Consider the following 15,505-nt stretch of genomic DNA (forward strand, 5'->3'; position numbering starts at 1 on the left):
CGGGGGGGGGTGTCTCTGCCACACACCCCCCCCCCCCCCGCCCCCCCCCCCCCCCCCCCCCCCCCCCCCCCCCCCCCCCACCCTTGGGCCGGCGCCGGGCGGGCCCCCCCCCGGACAGTGCCAGCGGCACGGAAGCAGCCGAGGTGTTACCGTGCAAATCGACGGTCACCACCACCTTCCGCTCCTCTATCCCGAGCTTTTTGGCCGAAGCATCAATAATTCGTTTATTGGCTTGATGCGGCACGAACCAGTCGAGATCGGCGGCGCTGATGCCGGCCTGTGCGAACGTCGCCTCGATGACGTCGGTGATCATGCCGACCGCATGCTTGAACACTTCGCGGCCCTCCATCCGGAGATGCCCTACCGTTCCGGTGGTCGACGGCCCACCGTCGACGAAAAGCTTGTCCTTGTGGATGCCGTCGGAGCGCAGGCTGGCCGCCAGAACGCCTCGGTCGGCGATGCCGCCTGCCCCAGCGCCTGCTTCCAGCACCATTGCGCCGGCGCCGTCGCCGAACAAAACGCAGGTCGAGCGGTCGTTCCAGTCGAGAATCCGCGAAAACGTTTCCGAGCCGATCACCAGCACCCGTCTGGCCAAGCCGCCGCGGATATAGAGGTCGGCGGTCGTCACCGCATAGACGAAGCCCGAGCAGACCGCCTGCAGGTCGAAGGCAAAACCGTGGTGCATGCCGAGCCGGTTCTGGATCTCGACCGCGGTCGCGGGAAAGGTGTTGTTGGGCGTGGAGGTCGCCAGCACGATCAAATCGATGTCGGCTGCAGTCAGGCCGGCGCTGTCGAGGGCTGCGCGCGCGGCCGCCTCGCCCAGCGAGGCCGTCGTCTCGTCGTCGGCCGCGATGTGGCGCTGGCGAATGCCGGTGCGCTGGACGATCCACTCGTCTGAGGTCTCGACCATGCCTTCGAAGTCGGCATTCTTCATGATGCGGCGGGGCAGCGCGGCGCCCGTGCCGCGCACGACTGATCTGATCAATGCTCTTTCCTATTCCTTTGCGTCGATGACGACGTCGGATTTCCGGATTGTCTGGGCATTCGGATTGCGTGCGTGGAACAGGTCGAGATCAGCCTCGATGCGGTCAAGCAGATTGTTGCGCACCATGTCGTAGCCAAGCTCGATCGCCGCCGCGAAGCCATCCGAATCAGCCCCGCCATGGCTTTTCACCACGATGCCGTTCAATCCCAGGAAGACGCCGCCATTGGAGCGGCCGACATCCATCTTCTCGCGCAGGCGATCGAAGGCGGTCTTGGCGAAGACATAGCCGATCCTGGCCATCAGCGTCCGGTTCATCGCCGCGCGCAGATAGCCGGCGATCTGCCTGACCGTGCCTTCCGCCGTCTTGAGCGCGATATTGCCGGCAAATCCTTCGGTAACGACGACGTCGACAGTGCCCTTGCCGATGTCGTCACCCTCGACAAAGCCATGGTAGTTCATCGAGGCCATGTTGGCCTCGCGCAGCATACGACCCGCCTCCTTGACCTCCTCCTGACCCTTGATCTCCTCGACGCCGACATTGAGCAGGCCGACGCTCGGCCGTTCGATGCCGAAAACCGAGCGCGCCATGCCGGTGCCCAGAATGGCAAAATCAACCAGTTGATGCGCATCCGCACCGATGGTGGCGCCGACGTCAAGCACGACGCTTTCACCGCGCAATGTCGGCCAGAGCGCCGCGATCGCCGGGCGGTCGATGGTCGCCATGGTGCGAAGGCAGAATCTGGACATCGCCATCAGCGCGCCGGTATTGCCGGCCGAGATGCAGGCGTCGGCAGTGCCTGCCTTGACCGCCTCGACGGCTTTCCACATCGATGATTTCCAGCGGCCATGGCGCAGCGCCTGGCTCGGCTTGTCGTCCATCCTGACCGCGATCTCGCAGTGGATGAACTCGCTCACTTCCGCCAGCTTGGGGAATTTGGCGAGTTCGGGCCTTACCACTTCTTCACGCCCATAGATGACGAAGCGTATATCCGGACGGCGGGTGGCGACGGTCATGAGCGCCGGGATGACCACGCTTGGCCCGTGATCGCCGCCCATGGCATCGATGGAAATCCTGATCACGCGGTGTTCATCTCACGGTTGCTTGGCCAGCGGGCTTGCCAGGGTACGGGGCTCGCGAAGGTTCGGCGAAAATAACGGTTTTGGGCTGCCGCACAACCAACTTTTCTCAAATTGGGTCAGCTATCAGGATTTTCCCAGCAGTGATCTGAGCTTTTGCTGGAATTCATTCTCCACAGGCTCGGCATCGCCGGCAGCCTCCAGCGACACACCCGACTTGCGCGGATAGGGATCGATCGCCAAGCCAAAGAACTGCTCGGCAAGCGCCCCGACGTCGATCGCGTCGCCGGAAAACGTTTCCGGGCTGTCCGGCCCTTCGGCGTCGAGCAGGATCTCACCGCCACTGTCGAAACCTTGCCGCCCGAGCTTGGAGTGTTCCGGCAGGAACAGCGCCTCGACCGGCTCGTCGATATGCGCCTGGACCGGGTCGAGGGTGATGATGCAGGCCTGCGTTATATCGGCCTCGACATGGCCGCTGACTTTCACCCCATTGCGCTTCCACGGCTCGACCAGGAGTTCGGCGCGATAGTTCTCGACCGAAAGCAGCTCGTGCTCGACGGCCAGCACGGCGCGCTGCCCGGCGTCGGCGTCGATCACCACCGGCAGCCCCTTTTGCGGCAGCCGGGCGACATTTGCCAGGAAGGACACTGGGCTGTGGGTATCAGGATGTTTCATCTTCGCCTCCACTGCGCCGCCTTCACTCAGTCCGCCTTCGCTCAGAGTTGGCCACGGGAAATGCCACCGTGCCGGAAACGATCGATTCAGTCGGCTGTTCCGTGAGTTGCCTTGATGCATCGGCGGCATAGAGTGCCAGCTGCGATGCCTGCGGCCAGACGCCGGCATCGGGCCTGACATTGCGGGCAAGGGCGGTGGCAAGTGCATCATGGTCATTTCGTTTCAGCGCATCGTCATAGGCGGCGGTGCGGCCGTAGAACATCTTCGCCAGTTTCCGCATGCGCTTCGGCACGCCGACGTCGCCGATGCCCAGTTCCCGCAGAGAATGTTCGACATCCATGAAGAACTCGTCGATCAGCACCTGCGCAACCTCTGCCGCAGCACCGCCCTCGCCGCGCAGCCGGTGCTGGAACAGGAACATATGCAACGACAGCATCTCGAAGCGGCCAAGCGGCGTGTCCGGCACGTTCCAGTCGGAATAAAACACCGTCTGCCGCGCCGCCGCCACGATTTGTGCGTAAAGCGCCTCGGTGATGGCGCGGTTGGCATGACGTTCGCGGCCAAAGAGGCGCTGGAACATTGAGGGTGGTCTCCCGGGACCGTTTGTTGAAGTGGCCTTGTTGCATCGGCAAGCAAGCTGGTTTACCGGTTTTGCGGCCCAGCGCAAGTTGCGGCCAGCTTATGGAGTTGTAGTTGCACGCGCTGAAATTCAAGTCGACTTTCCTGCCCAGGCCCGCCGGTGCGGTTTCGCTGCTGGTGATCGCTGCGGCGCTTTCCGCCTGCAATTCGTCCAAGATGATCGGCGATCTCAATCCCAGCGAGACGCTGACGCAGGGCTACGTCATCGACCAGCAGGCGATCGACCTGGTGCCTGTCGGCTCGAGCCGCGAACAGGTGCTGCTGGCGCTCGGCACTCCCTCGACGAAGGCGACCTTCGACAACGAGGCCTTTTATTACATTTCGCAGACGCGCAAGCGCTATGTCGCCTTCGACAAGCCGCGGCTGGTCGACCAGCATGTGCTGGCGGTCTATTTCGGCGATGATGGGCGCGTCACCCAGATCGCCAATTACGGCTTGAAGGACGGCAAAGTGTTCGACTTCATCTCGCGCACCACGCCGACCGGCGGCAAGGACCAGAACTTCCTCAGCCAGATCATCAGTGGCGCCAGCAAGCTGGCGCCCGGTGTTCCCGGCGGCAGCGGTGGCAGCACGCTCGGCGGCACCTGATCCACCCCGACGGTATCGGCTTCTTTCTTTTCTCTTCCCTCCCCGGAAGCAGCACATCTCAGGCAATGAAAAACCCGCGGGAGCGATCCCGCGGGTTTTTGTTTCGAGCCGTAGCGACCGAGCTTAGCCGTGCGCGAGCACGGCCAGCAACAGCAGCGCGACGATGTTGGTGATCTTGATCGCCGGGTTGACCGCCGGGCCAGCAGTATCCTTGTAGGGATCGCCAACCGTGTCGCCGGTCACCGAGGCCTTGTGCGCTTCGGAGCCCTTGAGGTGCTTGACGCCGTCCTTGTCGACGAAGCCATCTTCGAACGACTTCTTGGCGTTGTCCCAGGCACCGCCGCCGGAGGTCATCGAGATGGCAACGAAAAGGCCGTTGACGATGACGCCGAGCAGCGAGGCGCCGAGGGCGGCAAAGGCGGATGCCTTCGAACCGGAGATCAGGAGGACGCCGAAATAGACCACCAGCGGCGCCAGCACCGGCAACAATGATGGAACGATCATCTCCCGGATCGCTGCCTTGGTCAGAAGGTCGACGGCGCGCGCATAGTTCGGCTTCGAGGTGCCGGCCATGATGCCCGGATCCTCGCGGAACTGCTTGCGCACCTCCTGGACGATAGCACCCGCGGCGCGGCCGACGGCGGTCATGGCGATGCCGCCGAACAGATACGGGATCAGGCCGCCGAAGATCAGGCCGGCGACGACATAAGGATTGGAGAGGTCGAAGGAGACCTCGCCCATGCCCTGGAAGTAGGGGTATTTGTCGCCATTGGCGGCAAAGAACTTGAGGTCGTTAGAGTAGGCCGCGAACAGCACCAGCGCGCCAAGTCCGGCCGAACCGATGGCGTAGCCCTTGGTTACCGCTTTGGTGGTGTTGCCGACCGCGTCGAGCGCGTCGGTGGACTGGCGCACTTCCTTGGGCAGGCCGGCCATTTCGGCAATGCCGCCGGCATTGTCGGTAACCGGGCCGAAGGCGTCGAGCGCGACGATCATGCCGGCGAGGCCAAGCATCGTCGTCACCGCGATCGCCGTGCCGTAGAGGCCGGCAAGCTGGTATGTCGAGATAATGCCGCCGACGATGACAATCGCCGGCAACGCCGTCGATTCCAGCGAGACCGCGAGGCCCTGGATGACGTTGGTGCCGTGACCGGTGACCGAGGCCTGGGCGATCGAGTTCACCGGGCGCTTGTTGGTGCCGGTATAATATTCGGTGATCACCACGATCAGGCCGGTTACCAAAAGGCCGACCAGGCCGCAGATGAACAGGTTCGTGCCGGTGATGGCCATGCCGGCGACAGTGCCGATCTCGCCCCAGCCGATGCATGCCGAAGTGGCGACGGCAAGGCCGACGATCGACAGCAGGCCGGTGACGATCAGGCCCTTGTAGAGCGCGCCCATGATCGAGCCGCTGGAACCGAGCTTGACGAAGAAGGTGCCGACGATCGAGGTCAGGATGCAGGCGCCGCAGATGGCCAGCGGATAGAGCATAGCTGCACCGAGAACGGCGGTGCCGCCGAAGAAGATGGCGGCGAGCACCATGGTGGCGACGACGGTTACCGCATAGGTCTCGAACAGGTCGGCGGCCATGCCGGCGCAATCGCCGACATTATCGCCGACATTGTCGGCGATGGTGGCCGGGTTGCGCGGATCGTCTTCGGGAATGCCGGCTTCGACCTTGCCGACGAGATCGCCGCCGACGTCGGCGCCCTTGGTGAAGATGCCGCCGCCGAGACGGGCAAAGATCGAGATCAGCGAGGCGCCGAAGCCGAGCGAAACCAGCGAGTCGATGACGACACGGTCATCGGGCTGAAGGCCCATGAATTGGGTGAGGATCAAATAGTAGATCGAAACGCCAAGCAGGGCCAGGCCAGCAACCAGCATGCCGGTGATGGCGCCCGACTTGAAGGCGATCTCAAGGCCGGCAGCAAGGCTGTTGGAGGCGGCCTGCGCGGTGCGCACATTGGCGCGCACCGAGACGTGCATGCCGATGAAGCCAGCGGCGCCCGATAGAACGGCGCCGATCAGGAAGCCGATGGCGGCGGTGATCGAAAGCAGCCACCAGGCGAGCAGCAGGACCACGACGCCGACGATGGCGATGGTGGTGTACTGGCGCGCCAGATAGGCCTGCGCGCCTTCGCGGATGGCCGCGGAAATTTCCTGCATGCGTGCATTGCCCTGATCGGCCGCGAGGACCGAACGTGTCGCCCAGATGGCGTAAAGGACTGAAAGCAGACCGCAGGCGATGACAGCTGAAATTATGGTCATTGCCGAATTTTCCTCGATTGGTGGCCCAAAAGAACCCCTCCCCGGGCCGTTGAGACAGGGGACGAATTTTCCGCAACCGGAATCCGTCCCTTCGCAGCGGCTTATGCGAAACAGGGCTCGGAACGTCAAGATATTGTTCGGTTTTTGCCCGGCTTTCCCCCAAAAGACCCCGGGTTTCGCCCAAAAGGCTGGACGGCAGCGCGCCTCTCGACACTGCCGTCCGATTAGATCGATTGAAATCGGCGAACGACCGGTCAGGCTTTGCGCAGGTCGCGGTCCGGCTGGATGACGAAGATCAGCACCGCCACCATTGTCATGTAGAATTTGAACGCAGCTTCCTGACCGTTCCATGTCGAAGACTGCCACATGGCGAACCACTCGCCGCCAACGACCATGAAGCCGAAATACCAAACGAGGAAACCCATGGTGGCGGCTATGATGGCGAACGTCTTGGCATCATTGAAAGCCTGTCCGCTGGCGTTGCGCGCCTGCCAGAGTTGCCAGGCGGCGATCAGATAGAGCAGGCAGGTCAGCGCCTCGCCAAGGATGATCAGCCAGTAGCCTGTCGTCCACAAGGCTGGGCTGGTGATAGAGCGGTACATCAGCGCATTGCCGGGAAAGGTCGTATCCATGCTCAGCACATGCTGGACAAAGGCGAAGTTTGAGCCGTAATCGGTGATGTTGCCAAAGGCGACGAGGAAGGCGAAAGCCCCCAGACACAAACACATGACGATCTTGGAGAAACGCGCGGTCATGGCAAGAACTCCTGCTGAAAGATCGGAGCATCGCACTCATCAATCGCCGAGTCCCGAAGATCGCGCAACGGGGAGTCCAGTGATCATAGTGCTCACGGCTGTCGCGAGACATTATGCCGGCAAGCAAGACATTGCCGAGACTGTCGAAGCCCTTGATCTCGACAGACATTGGTGGGCGACCTTGTCGCCGTGGTGGGAGCCGGTACACAGCACGATTTCGCCATCATCCGCCGTCGCTGGATCACCAGCGAGACGGGCACAAGGCTCGAACTGACGCTCGATCATCCGGCGCGTTCGAGCGGCCACTGAAAAGAACGAACTTTGCCCGAGAGGCTACTCCACCTCGCGTCCCATGCGCCGCGCGGTGTAGCGCTCGATCGCCGACAGCCCGTCATAGATCAGCACGGCAAGGGCGGCGACGATCAGGCCGCCCTGCAGGATGAAGGCGAGGTTGTTCGACAGCAGGCCGGCGATGATCACCTCGCCCAGTGTCCTCGCCGCCACCGTCGAGCCGATGGTCGCCGTGGCGAGGCTGATCACCACCGACAGCCGGATGCCGCCGAGGATGATCGGCGCACTGAGCGGCAGTTCGACCTTGACCAGCCTTTGCCAGCCGGTCATGCCGGCGCCGCGCGCCGCCTCGACTACATTCTCCGGCAGCGTGGTCAGACCGGTCAGCGCATTCTCGAAGATCGGCAGCAGGCCGTAGAGAAACAGTGCGATCAGCGTCGGCTTCTCGCCGAAGCCGACAGCCGGCACCGCCAATGCCAGCACCGCCACCGGCGGAAACGTCTGGCCGATATTGACCAGGCTGCGCGACAGCGGCAGGAATTCGACGCCGGCCGGCCTGGTGACCAGGATGGCGAGCGCGACCGCGACGAAGGTCGCGGCCAGTGTCGCGATCAGCACGGTCCGCAGATGCAGCAGCGTCAGCGTCAACAGGCTGCCCTGATTGTAGATTACCGGCGCGTTGTTCTCGGTCAGCGGCTTCAGCAGCGGTTCGAACCATCCGGGATTGGTGACGAAGGCAATAAGTAGCACCACCAGGGCAAGCCTGAGCAGCGACGGAAGCCAGGCTTTCATGCCGGCCTCGCCGCGCGCTTAACCAGCCCGTCCACCGTGACGCGGCCAAGCGGCTTGCCGTCGGTATCTTTCACCGGCAGCGCCGGGCGGCCCGACCACAGGAGTTCGGCCAGTGCGTCGCGCTGGCTGGCGTCACCGGGGATTGCCTCACCTGCGGCCGTGCCTTTTTCCACCGCGTCGCGAACCCGGCCAAGCGACAACAGCCGGAACGGTTTTTCGCTGGCGCCTACCAGGGTCTCGACAAACGCGCTGGCCGGTTTCGCCAGTATCTCGGCCGGCCCGGCATATTGCACCACTTTGCCGCCATCCATTACCGCGATCTTGTCGCCCATATGCACGGCCTCTTCCATGTCATGGGTGACAAGGATGATGGTGGTGCCGAAGCGCTTCTGGATCGCCAGCAGATCCTCCTGCGCCTTGTTGCGGATGATCGGATCGAGCGCGCCGAACGGCTCATCCATCAACAGCACGTTGGGTTCCGCGGCAAGCGCGCGGGCGACGCCGACGCGCTGCTGCTGGCCGCCGGAAAGCTCATGCGGATAGCGTGGCCCGTAGGCTTCCGGGTCGAGCTGGTAAAGCGTCATCAGCTCGTCGACACGGAGCTTGATGCGTTTGGCATCCCAGCCGAGCAACACCGGTACCGTGGCGATATTCTGCGCCACCGTGCGATGCGGAAACAGGCCGTGGCCCTGGATGGCGTAGCCGATGCTGCGACGCAGCTCATAATCCGGCACCGAGCGGTTGTCGGCGCCGTCGAGCTTGATCACGCCCGATGTCGGCTCGACCAGCCGGTTGATCATGCGAAGCAGCGTCGTCTTGCCGGAGCCGGAGGTGCCGACGATGACGGCGATGCTGCGCGGCTCGACTACTATCGACACGTCGTCGACGACTGTCGTCTCGCCGTAGCGCTTGGTGATGCCTTCGATCTCGATCATGCCGTTTCAACCCTGCGCTTGCTGGCGGTCATTTCGATCACTGCATCGAGGATGATGGCGGCGGCGAAGGCCAGCGCCACCGTGGGCACGGCCCCCAGCAGCACCAGGTCCATCGCCGTCTGACCGACGCCCTGGAACACGAACACGCCAAAGCCGCCGCCGCCGATCAACGCGGCAATCGTGGCGAGGCCGATATTCTGCACCAGCACGATGCGGATGCCGGTGAGGATCACCGGGAAGGCCAGCGGAAACTCGACGTCGAACAGCCGCTGGCGGTCGGTCATGCCCATGCCGCGCGCTGCGTCGTTGGCGGCACGCGGCACACCGGCAAGGCCGACCACGGTGTTGGCCACCACCGGCAGCAGCGAATAGAGGAACAGGGCGACGAAAGCCGGCGCTGTGCCGATGCCGCGAATGCCGAGCGCGGCAGCACCCGGCACATGCGAAGCGACCCAGCCGAGCGGTGCGATCAAGAGGCCGAACAGCGCGATCGAAGGAATGGTCTGGATGATGTTCAGCACGTTGAGCACGCCGGCCCGCAATTTCTCGACGCGATGGCAGAGGATGCCGAGCGGCAGGCCGATAATCACCGCAGCCGCCAGCGAACCCAGCGCCAACGTCACGTGCTTGGAGCCTTCCGCCCAAAAACTATCGGAGCGATTGAAATATTCCTTGAGGATCGACAGGCTGTTCCAGCTTCCCGAGACGAGCAGCAGGCCGATCGCCGCTGCGGCGACAACAAGCACGCCGACCCGTGCCTGCGGCGACAGGTTCAGCCTTGTAAGCACGTCGGCGAGCAGAAGGGTGAAGGCGAAGATAAGCAGCCAGAAGCCCGAAGCCGGCGAGATACGGGCGAAGGTGTTGCCGGCGGGCGTCAGGAAGCTGCCGGCAAAGCCGATCAGCAGCGCCAGCGCCGCAAGTGCAACCACACTGGCGGCGAGGCGCAAAGCAAGCGGCGTTTTCAGCAGCGCAATGAGCGCCGCTGCGACAACAATCGCCATCAACAGCGGACCGACCGTCGCGGGCAAAGATTCGAGGATCGAGCGCGCCTCACCGGGTACGATGCGATTGGCGCGGAAGGTGGCGAATGGCGCCGCAAAAGCCGCATAGGCCGATATCGCCGCGATGACCACGCCGAGCTTGTCGAACCGGATGCGCACGCCCTCCCCCATCGGCCGATCCGGCGCACCTCGAAAGCGGAGCGCCGGAATCGCCTTACTTCAGGAAGCCGTTCTTTTTCAAAAAGTCCTCAGCGACGCCCTTGACCGGCTCGCCGCCAACCTGCACGCGGCCATTCAACTCCTGCAGCGTGACGAGATCGAGCTTGGCGAAGACCGGCTTCAGCAACGTCTCGATTTCGGGATGCTCCTTCAGCACCGCCTCGCGGATGATCGGCGCCGGCTGGTAGACCGGCTGCACACCCTTGTCGTCTTCAAGCACGACGAGGCCGGAGGGCGCGATGCCGCCGTCGGTGCCGTAGACCATGGCGGCGTTGGCGCCGTTGGTCTGGTTGGCCGCAGCGGCAATGGTCGCCGCCGTATCGCCGCCCGACAGCGTGATCAACTGGTCCGGCTTCAGCGTGAAGCCATAGGTCTTCTGGAAAGCGGGCAGCGCGGCCGCCGAATTGACGAACTCGGCAGAGGCCGCCAGCACCACCTTGCCGCCGCCCGAGACGTATTTGCCGAAGTCGGAGAGGGTGACGAGCTTGTTGGTATCGGCGACTTCCTTGCGCAGGGCGATCGCCCAGGTGTTGTTGGCCGGTGACGGTGACAGCCAGACGATCTTGTTAGCGTCGTAGTCGAGCTTCTTGGCAGTCTCGTAGGCCTTGGCGGCATCTTTCCACACCGGATCGTCGGCCTTCTCGAAGAAGAAGGCGGCGTTGCCGGTGTATTCCGGATAGATGTCTATCTCGCCGGCTGTAATCGCCTTGCGCACCACAGGTGTGCCGCCGAGCTGGATGCGGTCGGTGGTCTGGATATTGTTGGCGTTCAGCACCAGTTGGATGATATTGCCGAGTACGCCGCCCTCGGTGTCGATCTTCGACGACACCACCACCTGGGCACTCGCCGAGGCCAACGCAATTCCGAGCGCTAGTACAGCGCCGGCCAGAACCCTGATTGAAAACATCTCACAAATCCCTTGCTGTGAACCGGAATACGGCTGCCGCATATGAGCATGGCTTCGATGCCCCGTCGGGGTACACGGTTTCATAAGAAGGGGGATGGGCGCAATAATTTTGTTCGGATGCGAGTGACTCCGCTGTTGCCTCGTCCCGACAGCGTGACGTCAGTTGGCCGCGCGCAAACCCGTCATCTTCAACACGCCCAGTGCCACGAAGCACAGCACGACGACCGGGAAAATCATCCAGTTCAACATCTCCCAGCCCCAGGCATTGTAGACCGCCCCCGACATCAGCGAGGCGAAGGCAACGGAGCCGAACAGGACGAAATCGTGGAACCCCTGGACCTTGCCTTTTTCGGATGACTGGTAGCTGTCGGCCACCATGGCGGTGGCACCGATGAAGCTGAAGTTCCAGCCAAGGCCGAGCAGGATCAGCGCCGTCCAGAACTGCCACAGTGCCAACCCTGACAGCGCCACTATGGCGCAGCCAATCAGCAGCACCAGGCCGATGGCCACGATCCGCTCAGCGCCGAAGCGATAGATCAGCGACCCCGTGAAGAAGCTCGGCGCGAACATCGCCATCACATGCCAGGAAATGCCGAGCGTGGCGTCGTCCGTCGACAGGCCGCAGCCGACCATGGCCAGCGGCGCGCCGGTCATGACGAAGCTCATCAGCGCGTAGCTGCCGACGGCGCAAAACAGCGCCGCGACGAAGCGCGGCCTGGTGACGATTTCCGAGAGCGGCCGGGCGTCGCTGTCGGCGATTTCCACCTTGTCGGTTGCCTTGGCCGGGATGCGCAACAAAGAGAGAATGGCGGCGCCAACCGCCGCCAGCACCAGGATGGACGCAAACGAGCCGGCAAACTTCACCGGCGAGAACAGGTCGCCGGTGAAGATGACGATCTGCGGCCCAAGGATGGCGGTGACGATGCCGCCGGCCAGCACGAAGGAGATGGCGCGCGCCTTGAATTCAGGCGGCGCATTGTCGGCGGCGGCAAAGCGGAACTGCTGGACGAAGGCGCCCCCGATGCCGATCACGGCCAAGCCGAAAGCGAATAGCCAGAAGCTGGCATGAAACAGCGCCAGCGTGGCGACCAGCCCGCCAAGCGCCGTGACCGCTGTGCCGGTCATGAAGCCGTCGCGCTGGCCGAGCCGGCGGATGATCGCCGCGGCCGGCAGGGAACCGAGCGCCACGCCGACATTGAAACCGGTGATCGGCGCGGTTGCCAGCGACTTGTCAGCATCGAGCAGGTACTGCCCGGCCAATCCGCCCATGGAAATGGCGATGGGTGCGGCCGAGCCGATGATCGCCTGCGAGGCTGCGAGGATGAAGGCGGTGCGACGCGCTTCCTTGCCCGCCTCAACGGCGACGACAGCAGTCATGAGGCGTCCTTGCCGCGGCCCTCGCCACGCACCCGGCGCGACACGCGATCAAGCACCGCATTGACCAGTTTCGGCTCGTCTTCCTCGTAAAATGCCTTGGCGATGTCGACATATTCGGAGACGATGACCGCCACCGGCACGTCCTCGCGCTTCATCAGCTCGTAGACGCCGGCGCGCAATATGGCGCGCAACGTCGAATCGAGCCTCGACAGCGGCCAGTCCTCGGTCAGCGCCTGGCGGATGATCGGATCGATGGTCTTCTGGTGCTCGACGACGCCGGCAAGAATGGCGCGAAACCATTGCGCATCGGCTTCGCGATAGAGCGCGCCATCGACTTCCTTGCCGAGCCTGAACGCCTCGTATTCGGCGGTAGTCTCAAACACGCCGCTGCCGGCGACATCCATCTGGTAGAGCGCCTGTACGGCGGCCAGTCGGGCAGCACCGCGCTTGTTGGCGTGGCGAACCGCAGGCTGGCCGGGCGAAGCGGGTTCGCTCACGATCGCTCTCCCAACTGCTGCTTGAGCGCAATCATGGTCAGCGCCGCACGCGCTGCAAAGCCGCCCTTGTCGCCTTCCGAACGCCTGGCCCGCGTCCAGGCCTGTTCGTCGTTTTCGGTGGTCAGGATGCCGTTGCCGATGCAGATCGAGTCCTGCACGGACAGGTCCATCAGCGCACGGCTGGATTCATTGGCGACGATATCGAAATGATAGGTGTCGCCGCGGATCACCGTGCCGAGGGCGACGAAACCGTCATAGCTCGTCCCGCCTTCGGAGGCGCCGTCGAGCGCGAAGGAAATCACCGCCGGGATTTCGAGCGAGCCAGGAACGGTGACGACATCGTATGTCGCGCCCGCTTCGTCGAGCGCGCTGGTCGCACCTTCGAGCAGCGCGTCGGCAAGATCGTCGTGAAATCGCGCCTCGATGACAAGAAGGTGCGCTTTCTTCTTCGGACGGATGAACGCTTTGCCGTGTTGGGAGGTGCCAGCCATAGATGTCTCCGGGGATCGCCGGTGACTTAGGCCGAAGCCGGTTTGATCGCAAGCGGAAGATTGCCGAAGGTGGAAAGGTCTGCGGAACTGTCTTGTTCCCAGCGCGGCACCTGAAGCGGATGACTGGTACCGAGGCTCGAAGCCCAAGCCTGTACCAACCGGTGATCAATCACACGGCCGACGTCCACATCGGCCATTGCCCCGCGCGTCAGTTGCTCCTCCAGGTTGGAAGTCCGTCCGCTCTTGTCCATCAAAGCCCCTCCTTCGCCGCCTCCACCAGTCGCGCCGCGTAGCGGGCCATGGTGTCGATCTCGAGGTTGACGCGGTCGCCGACCTGTCGCTCGCCCCAGGTGGTGACGGTCAGCGAATGGTGGATCAACAGCACGTCGAAGCGGGTGCCTTCGACCTTGTTGACAGTGAGCGAAGTGCCGTCGAGCGCGACGGAACCCTTGGGGGCGATGAATTTGGCGAGGTCGCGCGGTGCTTCCAGGGTGAAGCGAACGGCGTCGCCCTCTTCCTTGCGCGCCACGATCTCGGCCATGCCGTCGACATGGCCGGACACGATATGGCCGCCAAGCTCGTCGCCGATCTTCAGCGCACGTTCCAGGTTGATACGCGTGCCGGATTTCCAGCCCATCGCGGTGGTCAGCCTGAGGGCCTCTTCCCAGGCCTCGACCTCGAACCAGCGTGCGTTGGCGCCATCTTCCGGCAATGCGGTGACCGTCAGGCAGACGCCGCCGCAGGAAATCGAGGCGCCGATAGCAATGGTCTGCGGATCGTAGGCGGTGTCGATGCGCAAACCGACGCCTTCCCTGAGCGGCTTCACGGCAGCGACAGTGCCGACGTCGGTGACGATCCCAGTAAACATCGGCTTGGCCCTAGATGTCCCTTATCCATTCGGCATACGTGTCTTCGCCGAAACGCATGTCGCGCAATTTACGAAACCCTGGCGGGATATGGTTGGCATCGATCGGCGATGCAATGCCGCCCTCGCCGATCGCGTCCAGCCCCTGAAACAGCACGATGCGGTCGACTACTTGTTCGGCGAGGAAGGCCTTGGCGACCTTGGCGCCGCCCTCGATCAGGACGCTGGCCATGCCGAGTGCCGCCAGATCCTCGAGCAGTTCCGGCAGCGCAATATCGCCTTCATACGTCTCAGTGCCGATGAAGCGCACGCCGGCGCGTTCGAGCGCGGCCCGCCGGTGCGGATCGGCCTCGGCGCAGGCCGCGACATAGAGCGGAACACGGTCGACGCCGGCAACCAGTTTCGAGGTCTCCGGCAGCCTGATCTGGCGGTCAAGCACGATGCGCGCCGGCGAACGGTTCTCAAGTCCCGGCAGCCGCACCGTCAGTGCCGGATCGTCCTCCAGCGCCGTGCCGATGCCGATCAATATGCCATCGGCTTCGGCGCGCATCAGATAGACTTCGCGCCGGGCAATATCGCCGGTGATGGAGACCTGCCCCTCACCTTTCACGCCGATCTTATTGTCGCTCGAAAGCGCAAGCTTCAGGATCACTTCCGGACGTTTTTTAATAGATCGAATCAAATAGCCGGCCATCTGCTCTGCGGCCTCGGCGGCCAGCACCTTTTCGACCACCTCGACACCAGCGGCACGCAAGATGGCGTAGCCCTTGCTGGAAACACGCGGGTCCGGATCGCTGACGGCGCCAACCACCCGCGCGACGCCGGCACTGACCAGCGCATTGGCGCAAGGCGGCGTGCGGCCGTGATGCGCGCAAGGCTCCAGCGTCACATAGGCGGTGGCGCCGCGCGCCAATTCGCCGGCCTCGGCCAGCGCCTCGGTTTCGGCATGCGGCCGGCCACCGACGGCAGTGACACCGCTGCCTACGATCATCGGCCCGTCGCCATCGTCGCGTACGATCAGCGTGCCGACGGAAGGATTGGTCGAGGTCCGGCCGGCATTTTTGCGCGACAGCCTGAGGGCTGCCGCCATATAGCGGCGATCGAGAAGCTCTTGCTCGGCGGTGCTGCGCTGGGACCGTGCCATGC

Annotated in this window: 18 protein-coding genes; 2 read left to right on the forward strand and 16 right to left on the reverse strand. The window is 63.7% G+C overall.

Features of this window, described 5'->3' with window-relative positions; translation table 11 throughout:
- From NKJ08_RS21600 to NKJ08_RS21615, 4 genes are all read right to left on the reverse strand, one after another.
- Nucleotides 1-985 (reverse strand): beta-ketoacyl-ACP synthase III (locus NKJ08_RS21600; protein ID WP_352783229.1); only part of this gene is annotated, 985 nt, incomplete at its 3' end.
- Nucleotides 986-994: 9 nt separating this feature from the next.
- Nucleotides 995-2,065 (reverse strand): phosphate acyltransferase PlsX, encoded by a 1,071-nt coding sequence (gene plsX / locus NKJ08_RS21605; protein ID WP_352525273.1) that lies wholly within the window; start codon nt 2,063-2,065, stop codon nt 995-997.
- A gap of 123 nt (nt 2,066-2,188) precedes the next feature.
- The gene (locus tag NKJ08_RS21610) at nt 2,189-2,737 is read right to left on the reverse strand and encodes a YceD family protein (RefSeq protein WP_352525275.1); all 549 of its coding nucleotides are present in this window, start codon (nt 2,735-2,737) and stop codon (nt 2,189-2,191) included.
- Between the two features lie 22 nt (nt 2,738-2,759).
- Entirely contained in the window at nt 2,760-3,317 is a 558-nt protein-coding gene (locus NKJ08_RS21615; protein ID WP_352525277.1) for a ubiquinol-cytochrome C chaperone family protein, read from the reverse strand.
- 113 nt (nt 3,318-3,430) lie between these two features.
- Here NKJ08_RS21615 and NKJ08_RS21620 point away from each other — a divergent pair, with 113 nt between their 5' ends.
- Nucleotides 3,431-3,964 carry an outer membrane protein assembly factor BamE gene (locus NKJ08_RS21620; RefSeq protein ID WP_352525278.1) on the forward strand — a complete coding sequence of 178 codons (534 nt, stop codon included), beginning with the start codon at nt 3,431-3,433 and terminating at the stop codon, nt 3,962-3,964.
- Between the two features lie 123 nt (nt 3,965-4,087).
- Here NKJ08_RS21620 and NKJ08_RS21625 read toward each other — a convergent pair whose 3' ends face one another.
- Nucleotides 4,088-6,229: a sodium-translocating pyrophosphatase gene (locus NKJ08_RS21625; RefSeq protein ID WP_352525279.1), complete on the reverse strand. Its 2,142-nt coding sequence runs from the start codon at nt 6,227-6,229 to the stop codon at nt 4,088-4,090.
- 254 nt (nt 6,230-6,483) lie between these two features.
- The gene (locus tag NKJ08_RS21630; RefSeq protein ID WP_352783233.1) at nt 6,484-6,984 is read right to left on the reverse strand and encodes a DUF2165 family protein; all 501 of its coding nucleotides are present in this window, start codon (nt 6,982-6,984) and stop codon (nt 6,484-6,486) included.
- Between the two features lie 171 nt (nt 6,985-7,155).
- Here NKJ08_RS21630 and NKJ08_RS21635 point away from each other — a divergent pair, with 171 nt between their 5' ends.
- A complete protein-coding gene (locus NKJ08_RS21635) occupies nt 7,156-7,293 on the forward strand; it encodes a hypothetical protein (protein WP_352783235.1) in 138 nt (45 codons plus the stop codon).
- A 24-nt stretch (nt 7,294-7,317) separates the two neighbouring features.
- On the opposite strand, the gene NKJ08_RS21640 is transcribed toward NKJ08_RS21635, so the two are convergent.
- From NKJ08_RS21640 to ribD, 10 genes are all read right to left on the reverse strand, one after another.
- Entirely contained in the window at nt 7,318-8,067 is a 750-nt protein-coding gene (locus NKJ08_RS21640) for an ABC transporter permease (protein ID WP_352525284.1), read from the reverse strand.
- Nucleotides 8,064-9,002 (reverse strand): ABC transporter ATP-binding protein, encoded by a 939-nt coding sequence (locus tag NKJ08_RS21645; RefSeq protein ID WP_352525286.1) that lies wholly within the window; start codon nt 9,000-9,002, stop codon nt 8,064-8,066. Before NKJ08_RS21645 ends, NKJ08_RS21640 begins: the two co-directional genes overlap by 4 nt.
- Complete coding sequence (locus NKJ08_RS21650) at nt 8,999-10,174, reverse strand: ABC transporter permease (RefSeq protein WP_352783238.1); 1,176 nt, start codon at nt 10,172-10,174, stop codon at nt 8,999-9,001. Before NKJ08_RS21650 ends, NKJ08_RS21645 begins: the two co-directional genes overlap by 4 nt.
- Before the next feature lie 43 nt (nt 10,175-10,217).
- Entirely contained in the window at nt 10,218-11,129 is a 912-nt protein-coding gene (gene osmF, locus NKJ08_RS21655; RefSeq protein ID WP_352525290.1) for a glycine betaine ABC transporter substrate-binding protein OsmF, read from the reverse strand.
- A 159-nt stretch (nt 11,130-11,288) separates the two neighbouring features.
- Entirely contained in the window at nt 11,289-12,506 is a 1,218-nt protein-coding gene (locus NKJ08_RS21660) for an MFS transporter (protein WP_352525292.1), read from the reverse strand.
- Nucleotides 12,503-13,003, reverse strand: coding sequence for a transcription antitermination factor NusB (gene nusB, locus NKJ08_RS21665; protein WP_352525293.1), 501 nt, complete (start codon nt 13,001-13,003; stop codon nt 12,503-12,505). Before nusB ends, NKJ08_RS21660 begins: the two co-directional genes overlap by 4 nt.
- Entirely contained in the window at nt 13,000-13,494 is a 495-nt protein-coding gene (gene ribH, locus NKJ08_RS21670; protein ID WP_352525294.1) for a 6,7-dimethyl-8-ribityllumazine synthase, read from the reverse strand. The genes nusB and ribH overlap by 4 nt, the downstream gene beginning before the upstream one ends.
- A gap of 26 nt (nt 13,495-13,520) precedes the next feature.
- Nucleotides 13,521-13,745: a hypothetical protein gene (locus tag NKJ08_RS21675; protein ID WP_352783243.1), complete on the reverse strand. Its 225-nt coding sequence runs from the start codon at nt 13,743-13,745 to the stop codon at nt 13,521-13,523.
- Nucleotides 13,745-14,362 carry a riboflavin synthase gene (locus tag NKJ08_RS21680; RefSeq protein WP_352525298.1) on the reverse strand — a complete coding sequence of 206 codons (618 nt, stop codon included), beginning with the start codon at nt 14,360-14,362 and terminating at the stop codon, nt 13,745-13,747. The genes NKJ08_RS21675 and NKJ08_RS21680 overlap by 1 nt, the downstream gene beginning before the upstream one ends.
- A 10-nt stretch (nt 14,363-14,372) precedes the next feature.
- Nucleotides 14,373-15,503 (reverse strand): bifunctional diaminohydroxyphosphoribosylaminopyrimidine deaminase/5-amino-6-(5-phosphoribosylamino)uracil reductase RibD, encoded by a 1,131-nt coding sequence (ribD, locus tag NKJ08_RS21685; RefSeq protein WP_352783245.1) that lies wholly within the window; start codon nt 15,501-15,503, stop codon nt 14,373-14,375.
- Between the last annotated feature and the right edge of the window lie 2 nt (nt 15,504-15,505).

The organism is Mesorhizobium sp. M0244 (assembly GCF_040321795.1).
In the GTDB taxonomy this organism is placed as follows: Bacteria; Pseudomonadota; Alphaproteobacteria; order Rhizobiales; family Rhizobiaceae; genus Mesorhizobium.

What these genes read in the sequence shown, in the direction of transcription:
- NKJ08_RS21610 (WP_352525275.1), bottom strand. Translation starts at nt 2,737, where the DNA reads ATGAAACATCCTGATACCCACAGCCCAGTGTCCTTCCTGGCAAATGTC.
- NKJ08_RS21615 (WP_352525277.1), bottom strand. Translation starts at nt 3,317, where the DNA reads ATGTTCCAGCGCCTCTTTGGCCGCGAACGTCATGCCAACCGCGCCATC.
- NKJ08_RS21625 (WP_352525279.1), bottom strand. Translation starts at nt 6,229, where the DNA reads ATGACCATAATTTCAGCTGTCATCGCCTGCGGTCTGCTTTCAGTCCTT.
- NKJ08_RS21630 (WP_352783233.1), bottom strand. Translation starts at nt 6,984, where the DNA reads ATGACCGCGCGTTTCTCCAAGATCGTCATGTGTTTGTGTCTGGGGGCT.
- NKJ08_RS21640 (WP_352525284.1), bottom strand. Translation starts at nt 8,067, where the DNA reads ATGAAAGCCTGGCTTCCGTCGCTGCTCAGGCTTGCCCTGGTGGTGCTA.
- NKJ08_RS21645 (WP_352525286.1), bottom strand. Translation starts at nt 9,002, where the DNA reads ATGATCGAGATCGAAGGCATCACCAAGCGCTACGGCGAGACGACAGTC.
- NKJ08_RS21650 (WP_352783238.1), bottom strand. Translation starts at nt 10,174, where the DNA reads ATGGGGGAGGGCGTGCGCATCCGGTTCGACAAGCTCGGCGTGGTCATC.
- osmF (WP_352525290.1), bottom strand. Translation starts at nt 11,129, where the DNA reads ATGTTTTCAATCAGGGTTCTGGCCGGCGCTGTACTAGCGCTCGGAATT.
- NKJ08_RS21660 (WP_352525292.1), bottom strand. Translation starts at nt 12,506, where the DNA reads ATGACTGCTGTCGTCGCCGTTGAGGCGGGCAAGGAAGCGCGTCGCACC.
- ribH (WP_352525294.1), bottom strand. Translation starts at nt 13,494, where the DNA reads ATGGCTGGCACCTCCCAACACGGCAAAGCGTTCATCCGTCCGAAGAAG.
- NKJ08_RS21675 (WP_352783243.1), bottom strand. Translation starts at nt 13,745, where the DNA reads ATGGACAAGAGCGGACGGACTTCCAACCTGGAGGAGCAACTGACGCGC.
- NKJ08_RS21680 (WP_352525298.1), bottom strand. Translation starts at nt 14,362, where the DNA reads ATGTTTACTGGGATCGTCACCGACGTCGGCACTGTCGCTGCCGTGAAG.
- ribD (WP_352783245.1), bottom strand. Translation starts at nt 15,503, where the DNA reads ATGGCACGGTCCCAGCGCAGCACCGCCGAGCAAGAGCTTCTCGATCGC.